14 protein-coding genes are annotated in these 18628 nt (G+C 53.7%); 4 read left to right on the top strand and 10 right to left on the bottom strand.

All coding sequences use genetic code 11. From position 1 onward, the window contains the following. Positions 1 to 15 precede the first annotated feature (15 nt). From CLV58_RS24795 to CLV58_RS24785, 3 genes are all read left to right on the top strand, one after another. A complete protein-coding gene (locus tag CLV58_RS24795; RefSeq protein ID WP_106140533.1) occupies positions 16 to 1101 on the top strand; it encodes a DUF922 domain-containing protein in 1086 nt (361 codons plus the stop codon). Between the two features lie 9 nt (positions 1102 to 1110). After that, positions 1111 to 2241: a glycosyltransferase gene (locus tag CLV58_RS24790; protein WP_106140532.1), complete on the top strand. Its 1131-nt coding sequence runs from the start codon at positions 1111 to 1113 to the stop codon at positions 2239 to 2241. Between the two features lie 150 nt (positions 2242 to 2391). Further along, positions 2392 to 3330, top strand: a complete 939-nt coding sequence (locus tag CLV58_RS24785; protein WP_106140531.1) for a 3-oxoacyl-ACP synthase III family protein — start codon at positions 2392 to 2394, stop codon at positions 3328 to 3330. A 63-nt stretch (positions 3331 to 3393) separates the two neighbouring features. On the opposite strand, the gene CLV58_RS24780 is transcribed toward CLV58_RS24785, so the two are convergent. The 3 genes from CLV58_RS24780 to ispE form a co-directional block, all read right to left on the bottom strand. Beyond that, positions 3394 to 5364, bottom strand: coding sequence for a M1 family metallopeptidase (locus CLV58_RS24780; RefSeq protein WP_106140530.1), 1971 nt, complete (start codon positions 5362 to 5364; stop codon positions 3394 to 3396). Positions 5365 to 5475: 111 nt separating this feature from the next. After that, a complete protein-coding gene (locus CLV58_RS24775; RefSeq protein WP_106140529.1) occupies positions 5476 to 6084 on the bottom strand; it encodes a cytochrome c oxidase subunit 3 in 609 nt (202 codons plus the stop codon). Positions 6085 to 6152: 68 nt separating this feature from the next. After that, positions 6153 to 6959, bottom strand: coding sequence for a 4-(cytidine 5'-diphospho)-2-C-methyl-D-erythritol kinase (gene ispE, locus CLV58_RS24770; protein WP_106140528.1), 807 nt, complete (start codon positions 6957 to 6959; stop codon positions 6153 to 6155). A gap of 166 nt (positions 6960 to 7125) precedes the next feature. Here ispE and CLV58_RS24765 point away from each other — a divergent pair, with 166 nt between their 5' ends. Then, positions 7126 to 7830 carry a WD40/YVTN/BNR-like repeat-containing protein gene (locus CLV58_RS24765; RefSeq protein WP_146141537.1) on the top strand — a complete coding sequence of 235 codons (705 nt, stop codon included), beginning with the start codon at positions 7126 to 7128 and terminating at the stop codon, positions 7828 to 7830. Here the strand turns inward: CLV58_RS24765 and CLV58_RS24760 are convergent, their stop codons facing one another. From CLV58_RS24760 to CLV58_RS24730, 7 genes are all read right to left on the bottom strand, one after another. After that, positions 7831 to 10263 (bottom strand): OmpA family protein, encoded by a 2433-nt coding sequence (locus tag CLV58_RS24760; protein ID WP_106140526.1) that lies wholly within the window; start codon positions 10261 to 10263, stop codon positions 7831 to 7833. A 607-nt stretch (positions 10264 to 10870) separates the two neighbouring features. Then, positions 10871 to 12307, bottom strand: a complete 1437-nt coding sequence (locus tag CLV58_RS24755) for an ATP-binding cassette domain-containing protein (protein ID WP_106140525.1) — start codon at positions 12305 to 12307, stop codon at positions 10871 to 10873. A gap of 57 nt (positions 12308 to 12364) precedes the next feature. Further along, the gene (locus CLV58_RS24750; protein ID WP_106140524.1) at positions 12365 to 12895 is read right to left on the bottom strand and encodes a hypothetical protein; all 531 of its coding nucleotides are present in this window, start codon (positions 12893 to 12895) and stop codon (positions 12365 to 12367) included. A gap of 222 nt (positions 12896 to 13117) precedes the next feature. Continuing rightward, entirely contained in the window at positions 13118 to 14836 is a 1719-nt protein-coding gene (locus CLV58_RS24745) for a GMC oxidoreductase (protein WP_106140523.1), read from the bottom strand. 152 nt (positions 14837 to 14988) lie between these two features. Then, positions 14989 to 15627 carry a gluconate 2-dehydrogenase subunit 3 family protein gene (locus CLV58_RS24740; RefSeq protein ID WP_245882457.1) on the bottom strand — a complete coding sequence of 213 codons (639 nt, stop codon included), beginning with the start codon at positions 15625 to 15627 and terminating at the stop codon, positions 14989 to 14991. A 261-nt stretch (positions 15628 to 15888) separates the two neighbouring features. After that, a complete protein-coding gene (locus CLV58_RS24735; protein ID WP_245882456.1) occupies positions 15889 to 17211 on the bottom strand; it encodes an esterase-like activity of phytase family protein in 1323 nt (440 codons plus the stop codon). 113 nt (positions 17212 to 17324) lie between these two features. Continuing rightward, entirely contained in the window at positions 17325 to 18521 is a 1197-nt protein-coding gene (locus tag CLV58_RS24730; RefSeq protein ID WP_106140521.1) for a M20 metallopeptidase family protein, read from the bottom strand. Between the last annotated feature and the right edge of the window lie 107 nt (positions 18522 to 18628).

Raw genomic sequence — 18628 nt, 5'->3', positions numbered from 1 at the left:
GTTTGTAGCCCGGCTATGACACGACCGCTTCTTTCTGTTCTCTGGCTGCTCAGTACGTTCTTCTCCGGCGCGACTCCTAATCCGATTCGACTACAGCCAACCGCATTGCCAATCAATCCAGCGGGCTTCTACATCAGTACGGTTACTGATCAACGCACGGAGCGCAATGCCGCGATACGACTGGTTATGGCACCCGATCAGTCAGCGCAATCGGTCGAACTGGCGGGCGGCCTGACGGGGGGTATTCGTGAGTTTGTGGTTCGATCACTCCGAAACGACCGGAAACTGCGGCCGATCGCCATGCGGCTCGTTCAGTTCAAGCTAACCGAATCGGCGATAGGAAATAAGGTCTCCGGGCAATTCACCGCCACCATTGCGTTTGATTTGATCGGGAAGAATGACGATGATTCAGAGGTCAGCAGCCGCCTGACAACCTATCAGGGGGGTGCCCGGTATACGCGGCCGGTGGAGCAAACAACGGTAGTCGAGCAAACAATTCGCCAGACCATAACGGCGTCGCTACGAAGCTTGAACGAGTACATGAAACGGGAGATTGACCGTGACGAAAGACTGGCAACCAAACTGCGTCTAGTGTTTACCGATGATTCCCGTGTAACGACCGACGATACCGTTCACTACAACCCGGATCGGCCACTTAGCTGGTCAGATTTCCAAGCCCGCCCCCGCTCGGGGAGTCATTATGCAGCAGAAGTCTTTACCAGCTTTTCGTACGAAGGCCGCAGTTCTGTTGAAAATGGCACGATTACGGCGAATCTGCTCATCAAAACGTACATGCTGAAAAGCTCATCCTGGGTGCGGGACCTGGCGCTGAACGACTACTCGCTCAATCACGAGCAGCGGCATTTCGATATCGCCCGGCTGATTACTGAACGCTTCAAACGCAAACTGACGCCCGAAAGGCTTACACTAACCGATTACAACAGCGAGATTCAATACCAGTTTATCGAATCGTTTCGGGATATGAACGAATTACAGAAGCAGTACGACCGTGAAACACAGCATGGTATCAATCAGGCAGCACAGGCATTCTGGAATCAGAAAATCGATGCCGAACTACGCAGTTACGGTTTCAATCGGTAGGCCTGTTTCATGAAGAAAATTCGCGTTCTTCACGTCAGCACAGCTCACCCACCTACCGATCCCCGGCTGGTCAACCGGGTTATCCCAAGCCTGACTGCTGATTACGAACTGATAGCTTTGCTTCCTGTGATGCTGAACGTTCAGGGTCCGGCAAACGCCCGCACGATCTGGCTCCCCTACTACCAGCGACTACCCATCCGCTTTCTGCTGGTTCATCCGCTCGTGTTGGTTTGCGCACTTTGGCTACGCCCGTCGCTGCTGCATGTCTACGACCCGGAGCTGCTACCCGTTGCCCGGCTCATTCAGCGAATATTGGACATTCCGGTCATTTACGAAGTGCACGAAAACCTGTACCGCAAGCTCGATCAGAAAATACGGTTGCAGGGACGTTGGCTGGTGCGTCAGTTTATGCGGTTCGACGCGATGGCCCAGCAACATTTCCACCTTATTTTCACCGAACATGGCTATCTCGATACGTACAGGCACCTCCGGCTACCCGCCCTCGTCAGTTACAACTATCCGTCACTGGCTTTTCTGGATACGTTCCGCCGTCCATACATGCCTGATCGAGTCGCACCGGAGTTCTTTTACATCGGTCTGATTAGCTTCGAGCGTGCCTTCGATGTTTTAGTTGATGCGCTGGCCCTGTTTAGCAAATCTGTTCCCAAATTCACGATGCATCTGTTTGGCAGGCGCACGTTCAATGATGAGACCATGCATGCGCTACCCGGTTTCAATGGCGTGCGGGATAAGCTACGGCTGTACGGCTATACCGCACAGGCTGACGCGTTACCGCTGGCAGCTCATGCTACAGCAGGATTGGCGCTGCTTAAACCGGTCGGTGATTATACGGAATCGTACCCGACCAAACTATTTGAGTATATGGCGCTTGGCCTGCCGGTCATTACCGCAAACTTTCCCCTGTATCAGGCGATTGTGGAAAAGCACGATTGCGGCTTCTGCATCGACCCTACCGACCCTGCACAACTGGCGCAGACGCTACAGTATCTGGTCGACCATCCCGCTGAAGCAAAAGCCATGGGTGAACGCGGTCGGCGAGCCGTTGAAACTTGGTATAACTGGGAACACGAAGCGCAGAAACTACGGCAATTCTATAAGCTGATTTTAGCGAGGAGATAGGTCCGAATTATAACTTTTTAACGTTAAATAAGCACAAAACAAACATAGTATAGTATTGTTCTAATGGGCAATACCATACTTTCCCGGAAGGATTTAACTTTCGGACTGGAAACCCATCAGGTTGCTTTTGCTTTACCTATTTTGGCTAGAATGTACATTCACGCAGTCAGTCATTATCTGCCAACGCAGGTAATCAGTAACGAACACTTCACCGAACTCAACGGACTGTCCAGCGAGTGGATTATCGAGCGAACCGGTATCGAAGAACGTCGGAAAGCCGCTCCGGAAGAAAATACCAATACGATGACGCTCGACGTTGTTCGGGCGTTGCAGGCAAAAACCGATCTGTCGACCATTGATCTGATCGTCGGAGCCACGTATACCCCGTACGACACGATCGTTTCGCTAGCCCACGAAGCCCAGCATGAACTCGGCATCGCTGATATCCCCGTGGTATCCATCTCGACGGCCTGTTCGTCGCTCATCAACGCAATCGAAGTTGTCGAAGGCTATTTTGCCCTGAACAAAGCGACAAGAGCCCTGGTCATTGTCAGCGAACACAACACAGCGTACAATAACGACCGGGATACCGTATCGGGCCACCTGTGGGGCGACGGTGCAGCCGCCCTGCTGATCACCAAAGAAAGGCAGAGCGACAGTGATTTTGAGATCAAAGCCCTGTTGACGGGGGGCGCGGCCCACACGGCAAAAGCAACAACGGCGGTTGTGTTGAAACCAATCGACGGCGGTGTCGTGATGCCGTCTGGTCGCGACGTATTCATTAACGCCTGTCAATACATGCCCAAGGCTAGCCTGCAAGTGCTGGACCGGTGCGGTCTGACACTGGCAGATGTCGATTATGTGCTGCCTCACCAGGCAAACCTACGTATTTCACGGAACGTGATGAACACGCTTGGTCTACCGGAAGAAAAGCTGATCTCCAATATTCAGCGGTACGGTAATACGGGTTGTGCAGGCTGCGGCATTGCACTTTCCGAAAATTGGGACACCTTCAAAAAAGGCGAACACATCGTTATCACGGTCTTCGGCGGGGGTTACTCCTATGGTGCCATGCTGATCGAAGCGTAATAACAAGCCTACACAAAAAAGGGGCACCTGTTGACAGGTACCCCTTTTTTGTGTAGAACCAGCCTATTGTGCGTTACCGGTCCAGGTATTGTTTTTCTCGTTGACGTCGGGCAGTTTTTCGTCCGGGTCAAGCACGACTGACTTCACAGGCGATGTCGAGTCATAGCGGAACGTCCAGGTGGCTCCCCGCTGCCAGATTTCAACCGGCAGGTTAACACGACCTTTCTTGCCGTTTTCTTCGGTAACCTCAACGGTTACCGGCATAGCCAGTCGGTCAAGGTTCTCGATCGAAATCAGTGCGCCTTTGCTGGCCGATCCATCGACGTAGCGCACTTCTTTCACGGCCTGATCCAGTTTCCAGGTTTCGTAGAACCAGCCTCTCCAGAACCAGCCCAGATCTTCACCCGCTGCATTTTCCATACTACGGAAGAAATCCTGCGGCATGGGGTGTTTGAACGCCCAGCGATCCACGTATTTCCTGAATGCGTAGTCAAACCGCTCTGGCCCGAGAATAGATTCGCGTAGCAGTTTCAGTCCCATTCCAGGCTTGTAATACGCCAGAATACCCAGGGCACGAGGCTGTTGCACATCAGGAATCGTCATGATGGGCTCCGACGGGTAAAACAGGGCTGGTGCCACATCGTGCATGGTACCACGCTCGTTGTTGTACTCACCGTTGTTGAAGTTTGCCGTCGACAGGGTGTTGATGAACGTGTTGAAACCTTCGTCCATCCACGGAAACTTCCGTTCGTTACTACCCACGATCATTGGGAACCAGTTATGGCCAAATTCGTGGTCCGTTACGTTCCAGAGCGAGCCTTTCTTGTCTTTGTGATCGCAGAACACGATACCGGGATACTCCATACCACCGACGACGCCCGCTACGTTGGTTGCCACAGGATACGAGTACTCGTACAGGTACTTCGAATAAAACTCAATGCAGCCTTTTACATATTCTGTCGAGCGATTCCACGAATCATCGGTTGCGCTTTCCGCAGGGTATACAGACTGGGCAAGCGCCGTTTTGCCGCTGGGTAGGTTGATACGAGCCGCATCCCAGACAAACGCTTTCGACGAAGCCCAGGCTACGTCACGAGTGTTCTGGCAACGAAAGCGCCACGTCAGTGTACCCGACTGCTTGGGCCGTGTGTTGGCGTTCGTTACTTCGTTCTTACCCCGAATGATGACCGTTTTGTCGCTGCGAGACGCTTGTGCCAACCGCTTTACTTCCTCACTCGTCAGTACATCGTTCGGATTGAGCAATTCGCCGGAGCCGGTCACGATATGATCCCAGGGCACTGTAACGGCATATTCGTAGTCGCCGTAGTCGAGGTAAAACTCACCAGCGCCCAGATAAGGTAATACGTTCCAGCCCTGCACGTCATCGTACACGCACATCCGTGGGTACCACTGCGCGATTTCGTAGATGATACCGTCTTTCCGTGTCAACTGCCCCATTCGGTCGGAGCCGTATTCGGGAATAGCGAACGAGTACGCAATTTTCACCTTTATCACATCGCCACCGGGCTTGACCGGCTCAGACAGCCGTACCTGCATTCGTGTATCGGTAACCGTGTAGGGAACGGCCGCAAACTTATTCTTGCCCTGCTCGATCTGCACACTCTTCAGCGACACACCGCCGGCAAACCCCTGATTACCGAAGCGACCACCCGTTATCGGTGTCGTTTTGGTTGCTCGTGAGGTATCGGCAAACGCATTTTGATCCAGTTGCAGCCAGAGATAGTTGAGCGATTCCGGCGAGTTGTTTTTGTAGGTAATCGTTACCTCACCCGAGATCGTTTTCTGCGCTTCGTCGAGCGTAACGCCGATTTGGTAATCGGCCCGGTTCTGCCAGTATCGAGGTCCCGGTGCGCCACTACCAGCCCGAAATTCAGTACCCGGCTGCATGTTAAACAGCGGATTGAACAGCGTTAACGCATCGTACTTGGTTGATGGAGTCGAAGCCGGGGGCGTTTGTGCAGATGCCGTCAGGCTTAGCAGACACAGTCCCAGCCAAAGCTTGTTTTTCTTCATGAATCAATTAAAAACTAAATACACAAACAAATAACGGAAGAAGGCGCTGCGCCAACACTACTGCCGGAATAGATTTCTCGGGCCAACGACGACGAGTAACCGGTACGGCGCTTACAGCGACAGGGGCAGGTCGATACCGTGGTGAATGAGCAGAAACAGGAATAGGCCGATCCAGAGAATATCGACGAAATGCCAGTATAGGGTCAGCAGGCGGATTTTCAACTGGTTCGGCGGATTCACGCTGTAGACAAACGCGTCGACGTAAAGCCGTCGACGCAGCGCTTCGGTCAGGGCAATACCCAGCAGAATCAGACCGACCAGAATATGTAGCAGGTGAATACCCGATAGAATATACACGAAGCCCCCGGCCGGGTTGGCATCAAGCGTTACCCCCGATCGAATCATCTGCCGCCAGCCCCACGCCTGTAGAATCATAAACAGCAATCCCAGCACCAGCGTTGTTCCGAGATTAGTCCGATAACTGCCAAATCGCTCGTGGCGAAAGGCCTGTCCGGCATTATGAATCGTCAGGCTGCTCAGCATAATGACGACGGTACTAATGAGGAAAACGGTGGGTAACTTTATCTGCGCCCAGCCCGGACCCGCCTGTCGCACGACATAGGCACTCAACAGAATCGTAAACAGCATAACGCTGCTGGCGATTCCTAACCAGACCATAAAGCGGAACGGCTCACGCCGTTTCGTGATCATGTTACTCATTATATAAGGTTGAGTTGTCGGCCGGACGGCGGTCAGACCGAACCAGCGCAATGACAGGCAAAAATGGGTTAAAGCTTACCCTGCCAAACGCGGTATTGGGCGAATTGGTTTAGGTCGGCTGGGGGCGCATCGAAAATCCCGTAGAGAGTCGAACCGGAACCGCTCATGCTGGCGTACACTGCACCGGCTTCGTACAGCTGCTCCTTGACAGACGCCAGAACTGGATAGGTGGGAAACAGACTCGCTTCAAAATTATTATGAACCGTGTTGCGCCAGGTCGTAATGGGTTGCAGCAACAGATCAGCCAGCGGATGTTCGGGTTGTTGCGGCCTTATACGGGCATACGCTTCGGCGGTTGAAATAGCCAGATTGGGGTAAACCAGCACGATATAATAACCTGATAACGACAGGTCGATCTCCCGAAAAACATCGCCTTTCTCGATACAGTACACCGGTCGATTCTGCACGAAAAAGGCACAATCGCTGCCTAGCTGACGGGCGTAGTTTTCAAGCTGGTCGACGGATAGACTCAATGCAAAACGGTCGTTGAGCAGCCGGAGTGTAAAGGCAGCATCGGCCGATCCGCCACCCAAACCTGCCCCGATCGGTACGTTTTTTTGCAGGTGAATATGTACCGGCGGCATGTCGAAATCACGCCGGAGCAAGTCATACGCTTTCACACACAGGTTCTGCATGGGCTCGCCGGGAATGGGTAAGCCCGTACTGCTGAACGCCGTCTCGGAAGCTGGTATCAGCTCAAGCGCATCGGACCAGCCGACAGGATAGAAACACGATTGTAGATTATGAAAGCCGTCGGGACGCTTCTCGGTGATCAGCAGCCCCAGATTAATTTTTGCGTTCGGAAACGTAACCATACAGTCTCAATATGCAGTCAGACGCCGTAGCCCGTTCGCAAAAGTAAGTTTCATAGGTAATTAGTTACGAACAATTATAACCTTCCGAATACCGTTGTTTTACATACAGGTGTACTTATTACTTATCTTCAGCAATATGAGTGGCTGATTAATCACACTAACTAGCATGAAATCATTTTTCCTTATGGTGATTGTCGGTCTACTCGTAGCAGCCTGCACGAAAACAGACCGGTCCGCGATTATGCCGGAGGACCCCAATTGGATACGTCTTGAAGCACCGGCGGGGGGACAAGCCATGGACGTAGCCGGCAGTGTAGACAGCGTTCTTTTCGTCGCTACCCTATTCAACATCTACAAGACCAGCGATGCCGGCAGATCGTGGGAACGTATTCGGTCTGACCATGTAGGCCCGCAGGGCTTATACCTTCGACGAGACACATTGTGGCGATTGACTAATCGAGGTGGCACACCGACCGTCAAAACTGTCAGTGGCCGGTTTGCTTACTATACGGCCGACGGCGGAAAAACATGGAAACAGGACATAAATTCCGTGGAGTTACAACGGCAGATCAACAGCGTCACAGCACCGGGAGGAACCGTCTATACGGTAAAAGAGAATACTACGCCCATTCCCAACAATATCGGTAGTGCCTACGTCAACCCGTCGGATATTAATCGCCAAGCAGAGAATGGAAATTCCCGATTGGTGGCCTTTCCGTACAAACATATCATTACGTCATTGCTCCTGGATTCGAAGAACCGGCTATACGTGGCCGTTTCGGGAACGCACATCGTCGAAACAAACCGGATCTACTGCTGTCCTGACGATTCCCCATCGGTGGTTTATGTTTCCCGGAATCCATTGCCCTGACTACTTGATCTCAACCACCCGGAATTCTGTCCGGCGATTTCGCTGGTGTTCAGCTTCCGTACAAATCACTCCGTCGACGCAATTGTTGACCGGAGCCGACTCGCCCATGCCACGCGCCAGTATCCGACGCCGGCTAATGCCACGCGAGTTCAGGTAGTTGGCCACCGAATTAGCCCGCTGTGTTGATAAGATCTTGTTACGTCCCGCATCGCCCCGGCTATCCGTATGAGACCGGATCTCGATAATCAGCGACGGGTATTTCTGCATGATCTTCACCAGTCGGTCAATTTCGCGACTAGCGTCATCGCTAAGTGTAAACTGATCGGGGGCGTAATAAATGTTGTCCATCGTGATGACATCACCCACACTCAGCATTTGCAGGTTAGCTGACAGTTCACGTGGTTTTGCTTTCCTGGGCAACCGCCTAATTTTGCTGGTATTGGTTCCGAACGTCCGCTTCGAGGCCGTCAGCGTATAATCACAGCCGGCTGCCAATTCAAACGAATAATGCCCATCAGCATTAGTGATTGATTCTCGTATACGCTTGTCACATTCGTTGCGCAACTGCACGCGTACGCCCGCAATAGGCTTTTGATCTTTCTCGCCCAGTATGGTACCGTATATTCGATTGACGCGTACTACGACCGGCTTAGTTATGACTACGGCGTCGGCACTGATCGTGTCGACGACCGGCGCTGGCCTAGCCAAACCAATCTCCAGGCGGGAAGGCTGATCGTCGGTCAGATAGCGGGTACTGAAACCAACCGTGCTACTGGTATAGCTGTCTCGTCCGACTTCGAACATAAAATCGCTATCACGCTCAAGACACAACCGGATAACGCCATTGCTGTCGGAGCGCATTGTCTGATCGGCCCGGCCTTCCTTGCGCGACCGTATGACGACCGATGCACTATCAAGCGACGCATTGGTATTGATGTCGTAGATGCGTACGGTCAGGTCGCGACATTCGTACAGTGAACTTTGCCGGACAAACCGAAGAATATCGTCATTACCATCTCGTCGGTTCGAACTGAAATAGCCGCCCGACCGGGTCGCATCCGTAATCAGGCCGAAATCATCCTGTGGCGAATTGATCGGCGCGTCGAGGTGTTCGATACCCTTATTGGGAACCCCATTGGTAAACGTAGCGAAGAAAATATCCAGCCCGCCCAGACCTTTTATCCCATCCGATGCGAAGTATAGATTCCCCGCTGGATCGACAAACGGAAACAGTTCATTGCCGACGCTGTTGATTGTCTCGCCCAGGTTTTCCGGCTGCCCCCAGCGACCGTTGACGTAACGCGCTACGTACAAGTCCGTCCCGCCGGAACCGCCCGGCATATCCGAGACAAAATACAGCCGTTGTCCGTCGTAGCTCAGCGACGGGTGACCCACCGAATAGCGATCACTGTTGAAGGGCATTTCCTGTACATCGACCCAGGCACCGTTTCGCTGCGTAGCCGTGTACAATTTCAGCCGGGCGACGGCCGTGCTATCCGTTTGCCCCCCCCTAACCGACTCGACATTACGGGTAAAAATAATCCGCGATCCATCGGCGCTAAACGTGGCCGGCCCCTCCTGGTAACGGCTGTTGATCGTATTATCGAACCGGCGGACTTCATTGACGGGTTTCCCACCGTAGCCCAAGCCACTGGCAATGGTGATACCACCGTCGAAACCGGGCACCGTCCGGGAGTCGTTGGCAGTGGGTCGGGTATACGCATCGCTCCCCAGCATCCGCTCGCGTGTCACGCGCTCTTTCGGTACAGATGTCTCGACCCCGTTGCTACTGATGATCGTGGTCGCCCGCAAGTTGTTCCGGTCAGGTGCATACACCAGATCCAGAAACCCCGCTCCGCCCCCTTTTCCTTTCACCGTTGTGCCGCCTTTCGTACCCGACACATACACCAGTCCGTTCTGGAAAAAGGCCGGGCTAAATTCTTCTCCGGGTGTATCGAGCGCCAGGTACTCAATCTGGTACGCTATCGAGCCCCGCCGTTCGTCTGCGCCGATCCCTACTACGGGCAATGCCTTCCGAGTCGGTGCCTTGTCCTTCAATTGTAAGTAACGTTCGTACTGCTGCTGGGCTTCCTGAAACTTACCGTTACTGGCCAGCGTCTGCGCATAGTACAGCACCTGCCGGTTATCGGTATTCACACCACTGTCCAGCAGCTGACGGTACAATCGTTCGGCTTTGGCACCGTCGCCGATCTGTCGATACGCCTGAGCGAGTTGCGTTTGAGCCTGTAACTTTTGCGCGGGTGACAACGCGACTCCATTGGTCAATAGCTGTGTGTACGTATCGATAGCCCGTCCGTACGCTTTCCAGGCTAGCATACGATCTGCCTGCAACAACAACGAATCCGTCTGCGCCACGGCCGATAACGCGATCAACAGTAACCACAGGCTTAGTCCATATCGTTGCTTTGTCATGTTACGTATCATTCCATTCATTAGCTTGTTGTTAGGTGTCAGGCAGGCAAGAACAGTGACTGTCAGGTGTGCCTCGTCTGAAGACTTCAGTTTCGACAGGGGTTAATCAAAGCCGTCACAGCCTATTTATCATAATGCATACCTTCATCAGGACCGCAGCCTTCCAGGCCAATTCTCATCATTTGCCAGAAACACTACGGTATGACCAGTCGGCCTGTACTACCGTTTCGCTTCTCGATAATCAAGCCGGCGCATGACCTATGATCTGAGCCTATATACACCAGATCGTCCCTAGCCCAATCAGCTTATGCATCGTTCTCATATACAGATACTTATCTATTACTTATACCATCTATTCACCGCCCCGGAGGCTCTTTATACGGCAACAGATAAGCTATCCATCCACAGGACGAAAGTCATGCCAGCCGATCAGGCAGTGCATAGGTGTTTTGTCGGTTGACCGTTTGCTAAGTACTACGCTCACTGATAGGCGCTGACCAGGTCATCGGGTTAGTAACCGTTCGAGGCTCTATTGGTCCATAAATTGTGCCAATGGGTATAATTTGTAAACCGATTGACTGAACGACCCGGTCAGGTAACGACCCGGTCAGGTAACGATATGGCTGGGTTCCGATAACTGTCCGTTGCAGATGTCGACGCGGTGATTGATGGATGCAGGGAGTTCGGCGGGATCGTGCGTAACAAATACAATCGTTTTGTGGGGCAGGCTGTCGAGCAGATTGCGCGCCAGTACAACCTGACGGGCGTCGAGGGCCTGAAACGGCTCATCCAGTATGAGCATAGCCGCGTTTTTCAGCAGCGCCCGGATCAATAGCGTCAGCCGCTGTTCACCCGTCGACAGCGTCCCGAAAGCGCGGTTGGCAAGGTGGTCAACGCCGAAGTAACGTAGTAGCGTACCAAGGTCATGCTGAGCCTCGGCCGATACGCGCGCGGGTACGACGAGCGTATCCGTCAGTCCTGTCAGGCCAACCTGCCGGGCCGTCAGGTGTCGGGGAAAGTACAGGTGCAGTTCAGGCGACACGAAGCCGATGCGCCGTTTGACGTCCCAGATGCTTGTACCGGGCTTACCGCGTCTGTGATCGAACACGTACACCTGATTAGCGTAGGCCTGTGGATGATCGCCGTATAACACGCTAAGCAGAATTGATTTCCCCGCTCCGTTATGACCCAGCAGCGCCCAGCGTTCTCCCGCTCGCACTGTCCAGTTGACGGCGTCGAGGAGCTTCTTGTCCCCGTATCGGACCGTTACATCAGTCAATCGAAATGCGTCGGTAAAATCGGCGGGTTGTGGCGGTGTCTGCAAAGCGGGAACAACCCAGTCTGATCCGTTGATGACCGCTGGTACAAACTCAGTACGAGGACCAATCCAGGCGACCTGCCCTTTATCAAGTTTTACGACATGGGTAACGAAAGCAGGCAGGGCAGTTTCGTCGGCTACGAGCATCAGCGGCTGACCGGCCTGTACCAGTTCCCCCAACCACTCAATCAGTTCCGCGCGGAAGCGGGCGTCGAGCCCTACGAATGGATTGTCGAGCAGCAGCATGGCGGGGTGCTGTAGCAACACTTTCGCAATGCGGGCTTTTCGCGTCTGACCGTTTGACAGTTTGAGAAATTCCACGTCGAGCAGCGGCTCGATCCCCATTCGCTGTACAAGCGCAAGGGCTTCGTCCGACCAGACGGCGGCCAGATAACCCCGTACCGTCAAGGCGGGTTTTCCATCCTGATTATCGACCAGCGTAGCCTGATAACGCTGCTGATAAAAATGGCGCGTGTACGAAAACTGATGCGACTCTTCCCGAAACGATACCAGCGTCGCCTGCGTGCGTTGCGGTAGTTGATCGCGCATGGCCGGCAGCTGCCCGGCCAGTACTTGTACGAGCGTCGTTTTACCGCTGCCTATCGGCCCGACGATCGCCCAGCACTGACCACGGTCGATCGTGAGCGATACATTAGTCAGAACGGGTTCGGCACCGCGTTTTACAGATAGGTTGTTCAGCGAAAAGAGCGGCTCGGGTACAGACATAAAAAATGGGAAAGCAACAAAGTTACTTTCCCGTTCTCAGAAGTTAATCGCTAATGCTTACCGGTTCGTGGTCGAACGGGGCATGGTTGATGTCGACGTACCGCTGTTCATCATCGAGTTGTCGCGTGAACGGGTCCGGCGGCTTTTGTTTCCGGTTGTGCCTTTGCCACTACGGTCCGTGTTGTTCATCGAATCGCTGCCGTTCATGGTCGAGCCGCTCTGCATAGTGCCGGTACCAGTTGAATACGTACCATTGTTCATGGTACTGCTACCACTGTTCATTGTACCGTTTGTTTGCGGCATCGTTGTGGTCGTACCGGTATTCGTATTCATGGTGCCGGTGTTCATCGTGCCTGAGCCCGTTGTCGTTGGCGGCTGGGTTTGGTACGTGCCTGTGTTTGTCGTCGTGTTCTGACCGTTCGTATACGTACCCGTCTGGGTCGATGGTGTCGACTGCATACCAGTCGTAGTACCCATGTTCGTGGTTCCGGTAGTCATCCCGGTTCCCGTTGAGTTCGTCGTTTGTGCTTTCGCACTCAGGGTCAGGCCGGCTACCAGCATGAATCCCATCATCATTACCTTTTTCATTTTTTCGTTGAGTTTTTTGTTGTCTGTTGTTCAGATCAACAATCGGATTTATAACAGGCTGTCATAGTGTATGTTTGCAAATTTTAATCTATTTTTTTCGCCCTTTTCGTCATATGGGCGCGTACGAGCTGTATTTGACTATTTTTTTGACATTAAAAAAAGCAGCCGGTCAACGGACCGGCTGCTTTACACTCAACAGAATATCGACCATTGCTGGCCGGACTATAAATTACCTTTTTTCATTTCTTTCACGGCGAAGTCAGCGGCACGGGCAGTCAGCGCCATATACGTCAGTGACGGGTTCACGCACGAGGCCGATGTCATACAGGCACCATCCGTGTTGAATACGTTTTTAACTGCGTGAAGCTGGTTGTTCGCGTTCAGCACCGACGTTTTGGGATCTTTACCCATCCGGGCCGTACCCATCTCGTGGATACCGATACCGGGGTTTTTCGACTCGTCGTTGTAGCCATGGACATTCTTGGCACCAGCCGCTTCGAGCATTTCCACGGCGTCGTTCATCATGTCTTTCCGCATCTTTTTCTCGTTCTCGCCATAGGCAGCGTCGAATACGATCAGCGGTAGGCCCCACTTGTCTTTCTGGTCGGGCGACAGGGTCATGCGGTTGTTCGGATCGGGCAGCATCTCGCCGAAGCCACCGATGCTGATACCCCAGCTGCCGGGCTGGCTCAGGCTGTCTTTGAAAGCAGCGCCGAAGCCTTCCATACCGTTGCCCCGGTTCCAGCCTTCACGGCCGGCACCACCCTGGTAGCCAAAGCCACGCACGTAGTCACGCTTATCACCAGCCCAGTTGCGATACCGGGGAATGTAGATACCGTTGGCCCGACGACCGTAGTAGTACTGATCTTCCATACCTTCCCACGAACCCGACGCACCGACGGCAAGGTGGTGGTCCATGATGTTCCGGCCCAGCTGATCGGAGTCGTTACCCATTCCGTTGGGGAAGCGGCTCGACTTCGAGTTCATCAGGATCGATGTGCTGGGGAACGCCGATGCGTTAAGGAAGATGATCCGGGCAAAGTACTCGCGCACCTGCTTGGTGTTCTGATCGACCACCCGCACGCCGGTTGCTTTGCCTTTTTTCTCATCGTAAATCACTTCCGACACGATCGAATCCGGACGAAGCGTCAACTTACCCGTCTTCATCGCTGCGGGCAACGTTGCCGACTGCGTGCTGAAATACGCGCCGTATGGGCAACCACGCATACACTGATTCCGGAACTGGCAGGCTGCCCGGCCCAGATCGTAGTGCTGCTGCTTAGGGGCAGTCAGGTGAGCTGTCCGGCCCATGATGACGTGCCGTTTGCCGAATTTCTTCTCGATACGGGCTTTCACTTCCTTTTCCACGCAGTTCATCTGCATGGGGGGCAGGTAGTTACCATCAGGCAGCACGTCGAGTCCATCCTTAGCGCCCGAAATACCAGCGAACCCTTCAACGTAGTTGTACCAGGGTGCCAGCGTTTCATAGCGAATCGGCCAGTCGACAGCGATACCTTCTTTGGCGTTAGCCATGAAATCTTCCGGATTCCAGCGGTAGCTCTGACGACCCCACATCAGCGAACGACCACCAACGTGGTAGCCGCGAATCCAGTCGACTTTACGTTTTTCGATGTACGGGTTCTGCGAATCGTTTTCGAAGAAGTGCCGCCACTCTTCGTTGGCCGTATAGCCCGTCCGCATGTTTGCCCAGTATTCTTCGGCAGCCTGCGTCGTGATACGACCCCGGTGAGGGAAATCCCAGGGGTTGTTGGTAGCCGTTGGGTAGCCTTCAATGTGTTTTACGTCGCGGCCGCGCTCCAGCATCAGTACGCGCAATCCTTTCTGGGTAAGTTCTTTGGCGGCCCAGCCCCCCGAGATGCCCGAGCCTACAACGATAGCGTCGTAGGTCATGTCTTTCTGGGCGTCTATATTGAGGTTCATCTTTTTGTAAGTTGAAAAGTTATTGGATATTCGACAGTTGTAAAGTCGTATAGTTGGATAGTTATAAAGTTGGCTACTGCCAGAACTTGACGCGCCAGTCCCAGCGGGGAACCGCAACTTTACAACTATCCAACTCTATAGCTTTACAACTCTTAAATAGCCCAGGCTTTCTGACCCGGCTTCAGCGGTACGCAGCCATCGTAACGACCCGGCACAGCCACGTATTCGAGCGCCTGCGTTGCGCCGATTTCCGATGTAAAATAACCCGTCAGGGTCAGGTCTTTCAGAATCGTGAAGAATGGCGAGTACCGCTTGGTAGCCGCTTTCGGTGCCTGCGCATCGGCCTGCGCGCCGGCTGTGGTAGCCGTCCGCCCTGCTTTCATTTCCTCCAGTTGCCGCTTGGCGTCGGCTTCCAGCTTTTTAACGATCTCAATTCGTTGCTCAGGGTCGAGTTGCACAAACGCTTTTCCGTACGCGTCCTGACTCAGTTTGTTGGTTTGCGCCAAGCCTTCGATAAAGCGTTGCTGATCGGCTGGTACGTAGCAGTCTTTCAGTATCACGTCGATAATCTCGTTGACTTTAGCGGCTTTGGCACCGGGCGTCTTGGTCGCCGGCAGGATCGTTTCGGCCAGCTCAGCTACCGTAGCATCCTGGTCGGCCGTCAAAAACACCGGCTTGCCTGTCAGGGTACGCCGGGCGGCCGACGCTTCCAGGGTATCGGCCAGTGCGGGCATGGTCAGCGTGGCACCGGCCAGCACTGCTACCCGCATAAGGGCGTCTCTTCTGTTCATAGGAATAATGAATAATAAACTGATTTTATAACGTCGTACGAATCCACAAATGTATAACAATCCATGACTGAATTGACTGATTCGCAGAAGGATTTATGGCCGGACTCGAATAAAGCCGATTAAGCGTATGGAAAGCCGTTTGCTGACAGCGATAGCCTCCTGTAACCTGCTTTCCCTTAACGCAATACGTCGATGACTAGCAAAAAAAGATGGCCTGCTTCGCGAGGAAACAGACCATTCAGAGCGGAGTGCCAGCTTATCTTACCGCACGGGTGTTTTCAACGGAACGAAGTATACCCGGTTTTTATCGACGCTGCCGTCGGGCAGTTTTTTGCTCGTGTACGTACCGGTACCCGTTACGCCAAAATCGTCGTCGTTGGATACGGCTAACAGACTCGGATTGATCAGGTAAATACCTTCGGCTTTGTCGTGCGGATACACGGGTGAGACGTCCGTCATCAGGTCGAGCACCAGCGTTTTCGTGACGGGTGTAATTCCATTGGTCTGTAATGCAGCGGCTGTTTTCAGTTCCTCGACGGTTTTACCGCCGTACAGCTTACCGTTCGCGCTGTTGTTCGGGTCGGAAATGTCGGTGGCTCCGCTTAGGTCGATTTTGTACACCCGTTTGAAGACCGTGCTTTTGGTAGCTTCCGTGCCGTATTCACCGTCGCGCTCGATGACCAGAAAAGTCGTGTTTGTGATCGCCGTGATTTCACTGATCGCCTGTAGGTTGGCCCGTTCGATGAGGTAAACGAACTGCTGGGTAGCACCAGTAGCAATATCGAACGTCAGGATACGCGTCACGAGTGAACCTGAGATAGCGGCCGACGACGGGTTGTAGAGCGGAAACTGCATGATGCCGACCAGCGTTTTGCCATCCGGCGTCAACGTTAGTCCTTCCATTCCCCGGTTGGGCCGACGGGTCGCGAACACCAGCGGAATTTTCCGCCCGCCCGTACCACTGCCAAATGGATTGATTCGCTCGATCGTCCGGCCGTTGGCGTCGACGTGAACGATGTGCGGACCGTATTCATCACTAATCCAGAACGTTCCGTCGGACGCGATCGCCAGTCCTTCCGAATCCAGCCCATCGACACTCGTCGACAGTACCTTACCTGATACGTCGTACGCCGTTTCGCCCGTCCCCCCCTGATTGACCGGGTTCGGGAGACCTGTTATCTTGACGCCGTCGCTATTCTTCAACTCGATAATCCGTTCGAGCGTCAGTTGCCCGTTACGGAGTCGGAACTTACCAATCTGTGGCGTAAACGAAGGCACAGCAAATACTTTCGAGTTTGCCGTCGTACCATCGATGTTTGGCCCCCGGTCGGTCAGCATGTAAAACACACTGGCATCAGCTGGATCTGCGACGATTGACGATCCAAAACCGCCGTTGTTGATGGGAACGCCATTGACCGTAGTCAGCACAGCCGGTGTAGCCGTGCCGGGATTGACGGCATCAGCTACTGCCGGATAGTTGACTACGGCGGTTATGGTTGGATTGTCAACGTCAGAGCAGGCAGTGATCGTTAGGGCAGCGGTCAGAGTCATCGCCAGCACACCAGACAGATAGTGGTACTTCATAAAGACAGTTTGATCGTAATAATCCGCAAAACTCGGTCGGCATTATTACGTCAATATTACACCACCCCGCCTGTGTGTAAAGGCTTCGTTACGTTTTCGTTTCCAGTCACCAGCTACACCGACAGTTCCTGTACGGCCAGCCAGCTCATCAGCCCCGCACCGATTTCCAGGGCTGACTCATCGACGTCGAAGGTTGGCGTGTGCACACCCGACACGATCCCCCGCGCTTCGTTGCGGGTTCCGAGCCGGTAGAAACACGAATCGACAACCTGTGAGTAAAAGGCAAAGTCTTCGCCAGCCATCCACAGGTCAAGATCGACAATGTTTTCAGGCCCCATGTATTCCGTGGCCTGCGCCCGCACGCGCCGGGTCAGTTCAGGGTGATTTTTCAGAAACGGGTAGCCGTCCATGATGGTAAACTCACAGCTTCCGCCCATCGCTTCGGCAATTCCTTCGGCCAGCTTGACCATGCGTCGTTTTCCCTCGGCCCGCCACTCTTCGTTCATGCAGCGGAACGTACCCTGAATCGTCACTTCGTTAGGGATGACATTGGTTACGCCGTCGGCAATGAAGCGTCCGAACGACAGTACCGATGGACTTGCCGGCGGGCGGTTACGGCTGATGACCTGCTGCAACGCCACAATGATATGCGACGCGATCAGCACCGGATCGACCAGGTTATCGGGCATGGCTGCGTGACCGCCTTTGCCGCGCACAGTAAGGTACAATTCGTCGGTACTCGCCATGTACATACCCTCGCGGAAGCCGATTTTACCCACCGGAACGTTCGGTGCCACGTGTTGACCGATCATACTTACCGGAGCCGGATTTTCCAGCACCCCTTCTTTAATCATGAGCGACGCCCCACCGGGTGCCTTCTCTTCGCCCGGCTGAAATACCAGCTTTACGGTACCGTCGAACTGATCGCGTAACACGTGCAGAATCCGCGCTACGCCGAGCAGACTGGCCGTGTGTACATCGTGACCGCAGGCATGCATTACCCCGTCGACTGTCGATTTGTAGGGAACGTCGTTGGCTTCCAGAATGGGCAAGGCGTCCATGTCAGCCCGTAAACCGACTACGCGGGAACCGGTATTGCTACCACTCTTCGTGCCTTCGATCAGCGCAACCAGACCCGTATTGGCAACGCCTTCCTGCGGAGTAATGCCAATGGCTTTCAACTGATCGGCGACGTAACGGGCCGTATTATGTTCCAGAAATGACAGTTCAGGATGGGCGTGTAAATGCCGGCGGGTGTTGATGATATCGCCCGCATACTGCCGGGCCAGTGATTTTATGGAATCAAGCATACTGGTTTGGGTTAACCCCAACCCCTCCCCGCCAGGGAGGGGCTAGAAAATGGATATACAGAGTCCCTCCCTAACGGGGAGGAGTTGGTACGGTCAGCCGCTGCCGT

It is taken from the genome of Spirosoma oryzae (assembly GCF_003002825.1).
GTDB classification, from domain to species: domain Bacteria; phylum Bacteroidota; class Bacteroidia; order Cytophagales; family Spirosomataceae; genus Spirosoma; species Spirosoma oryzae.
This window is presented reverse-complemented; position numbering and strand designations above follow the sequence as displayed.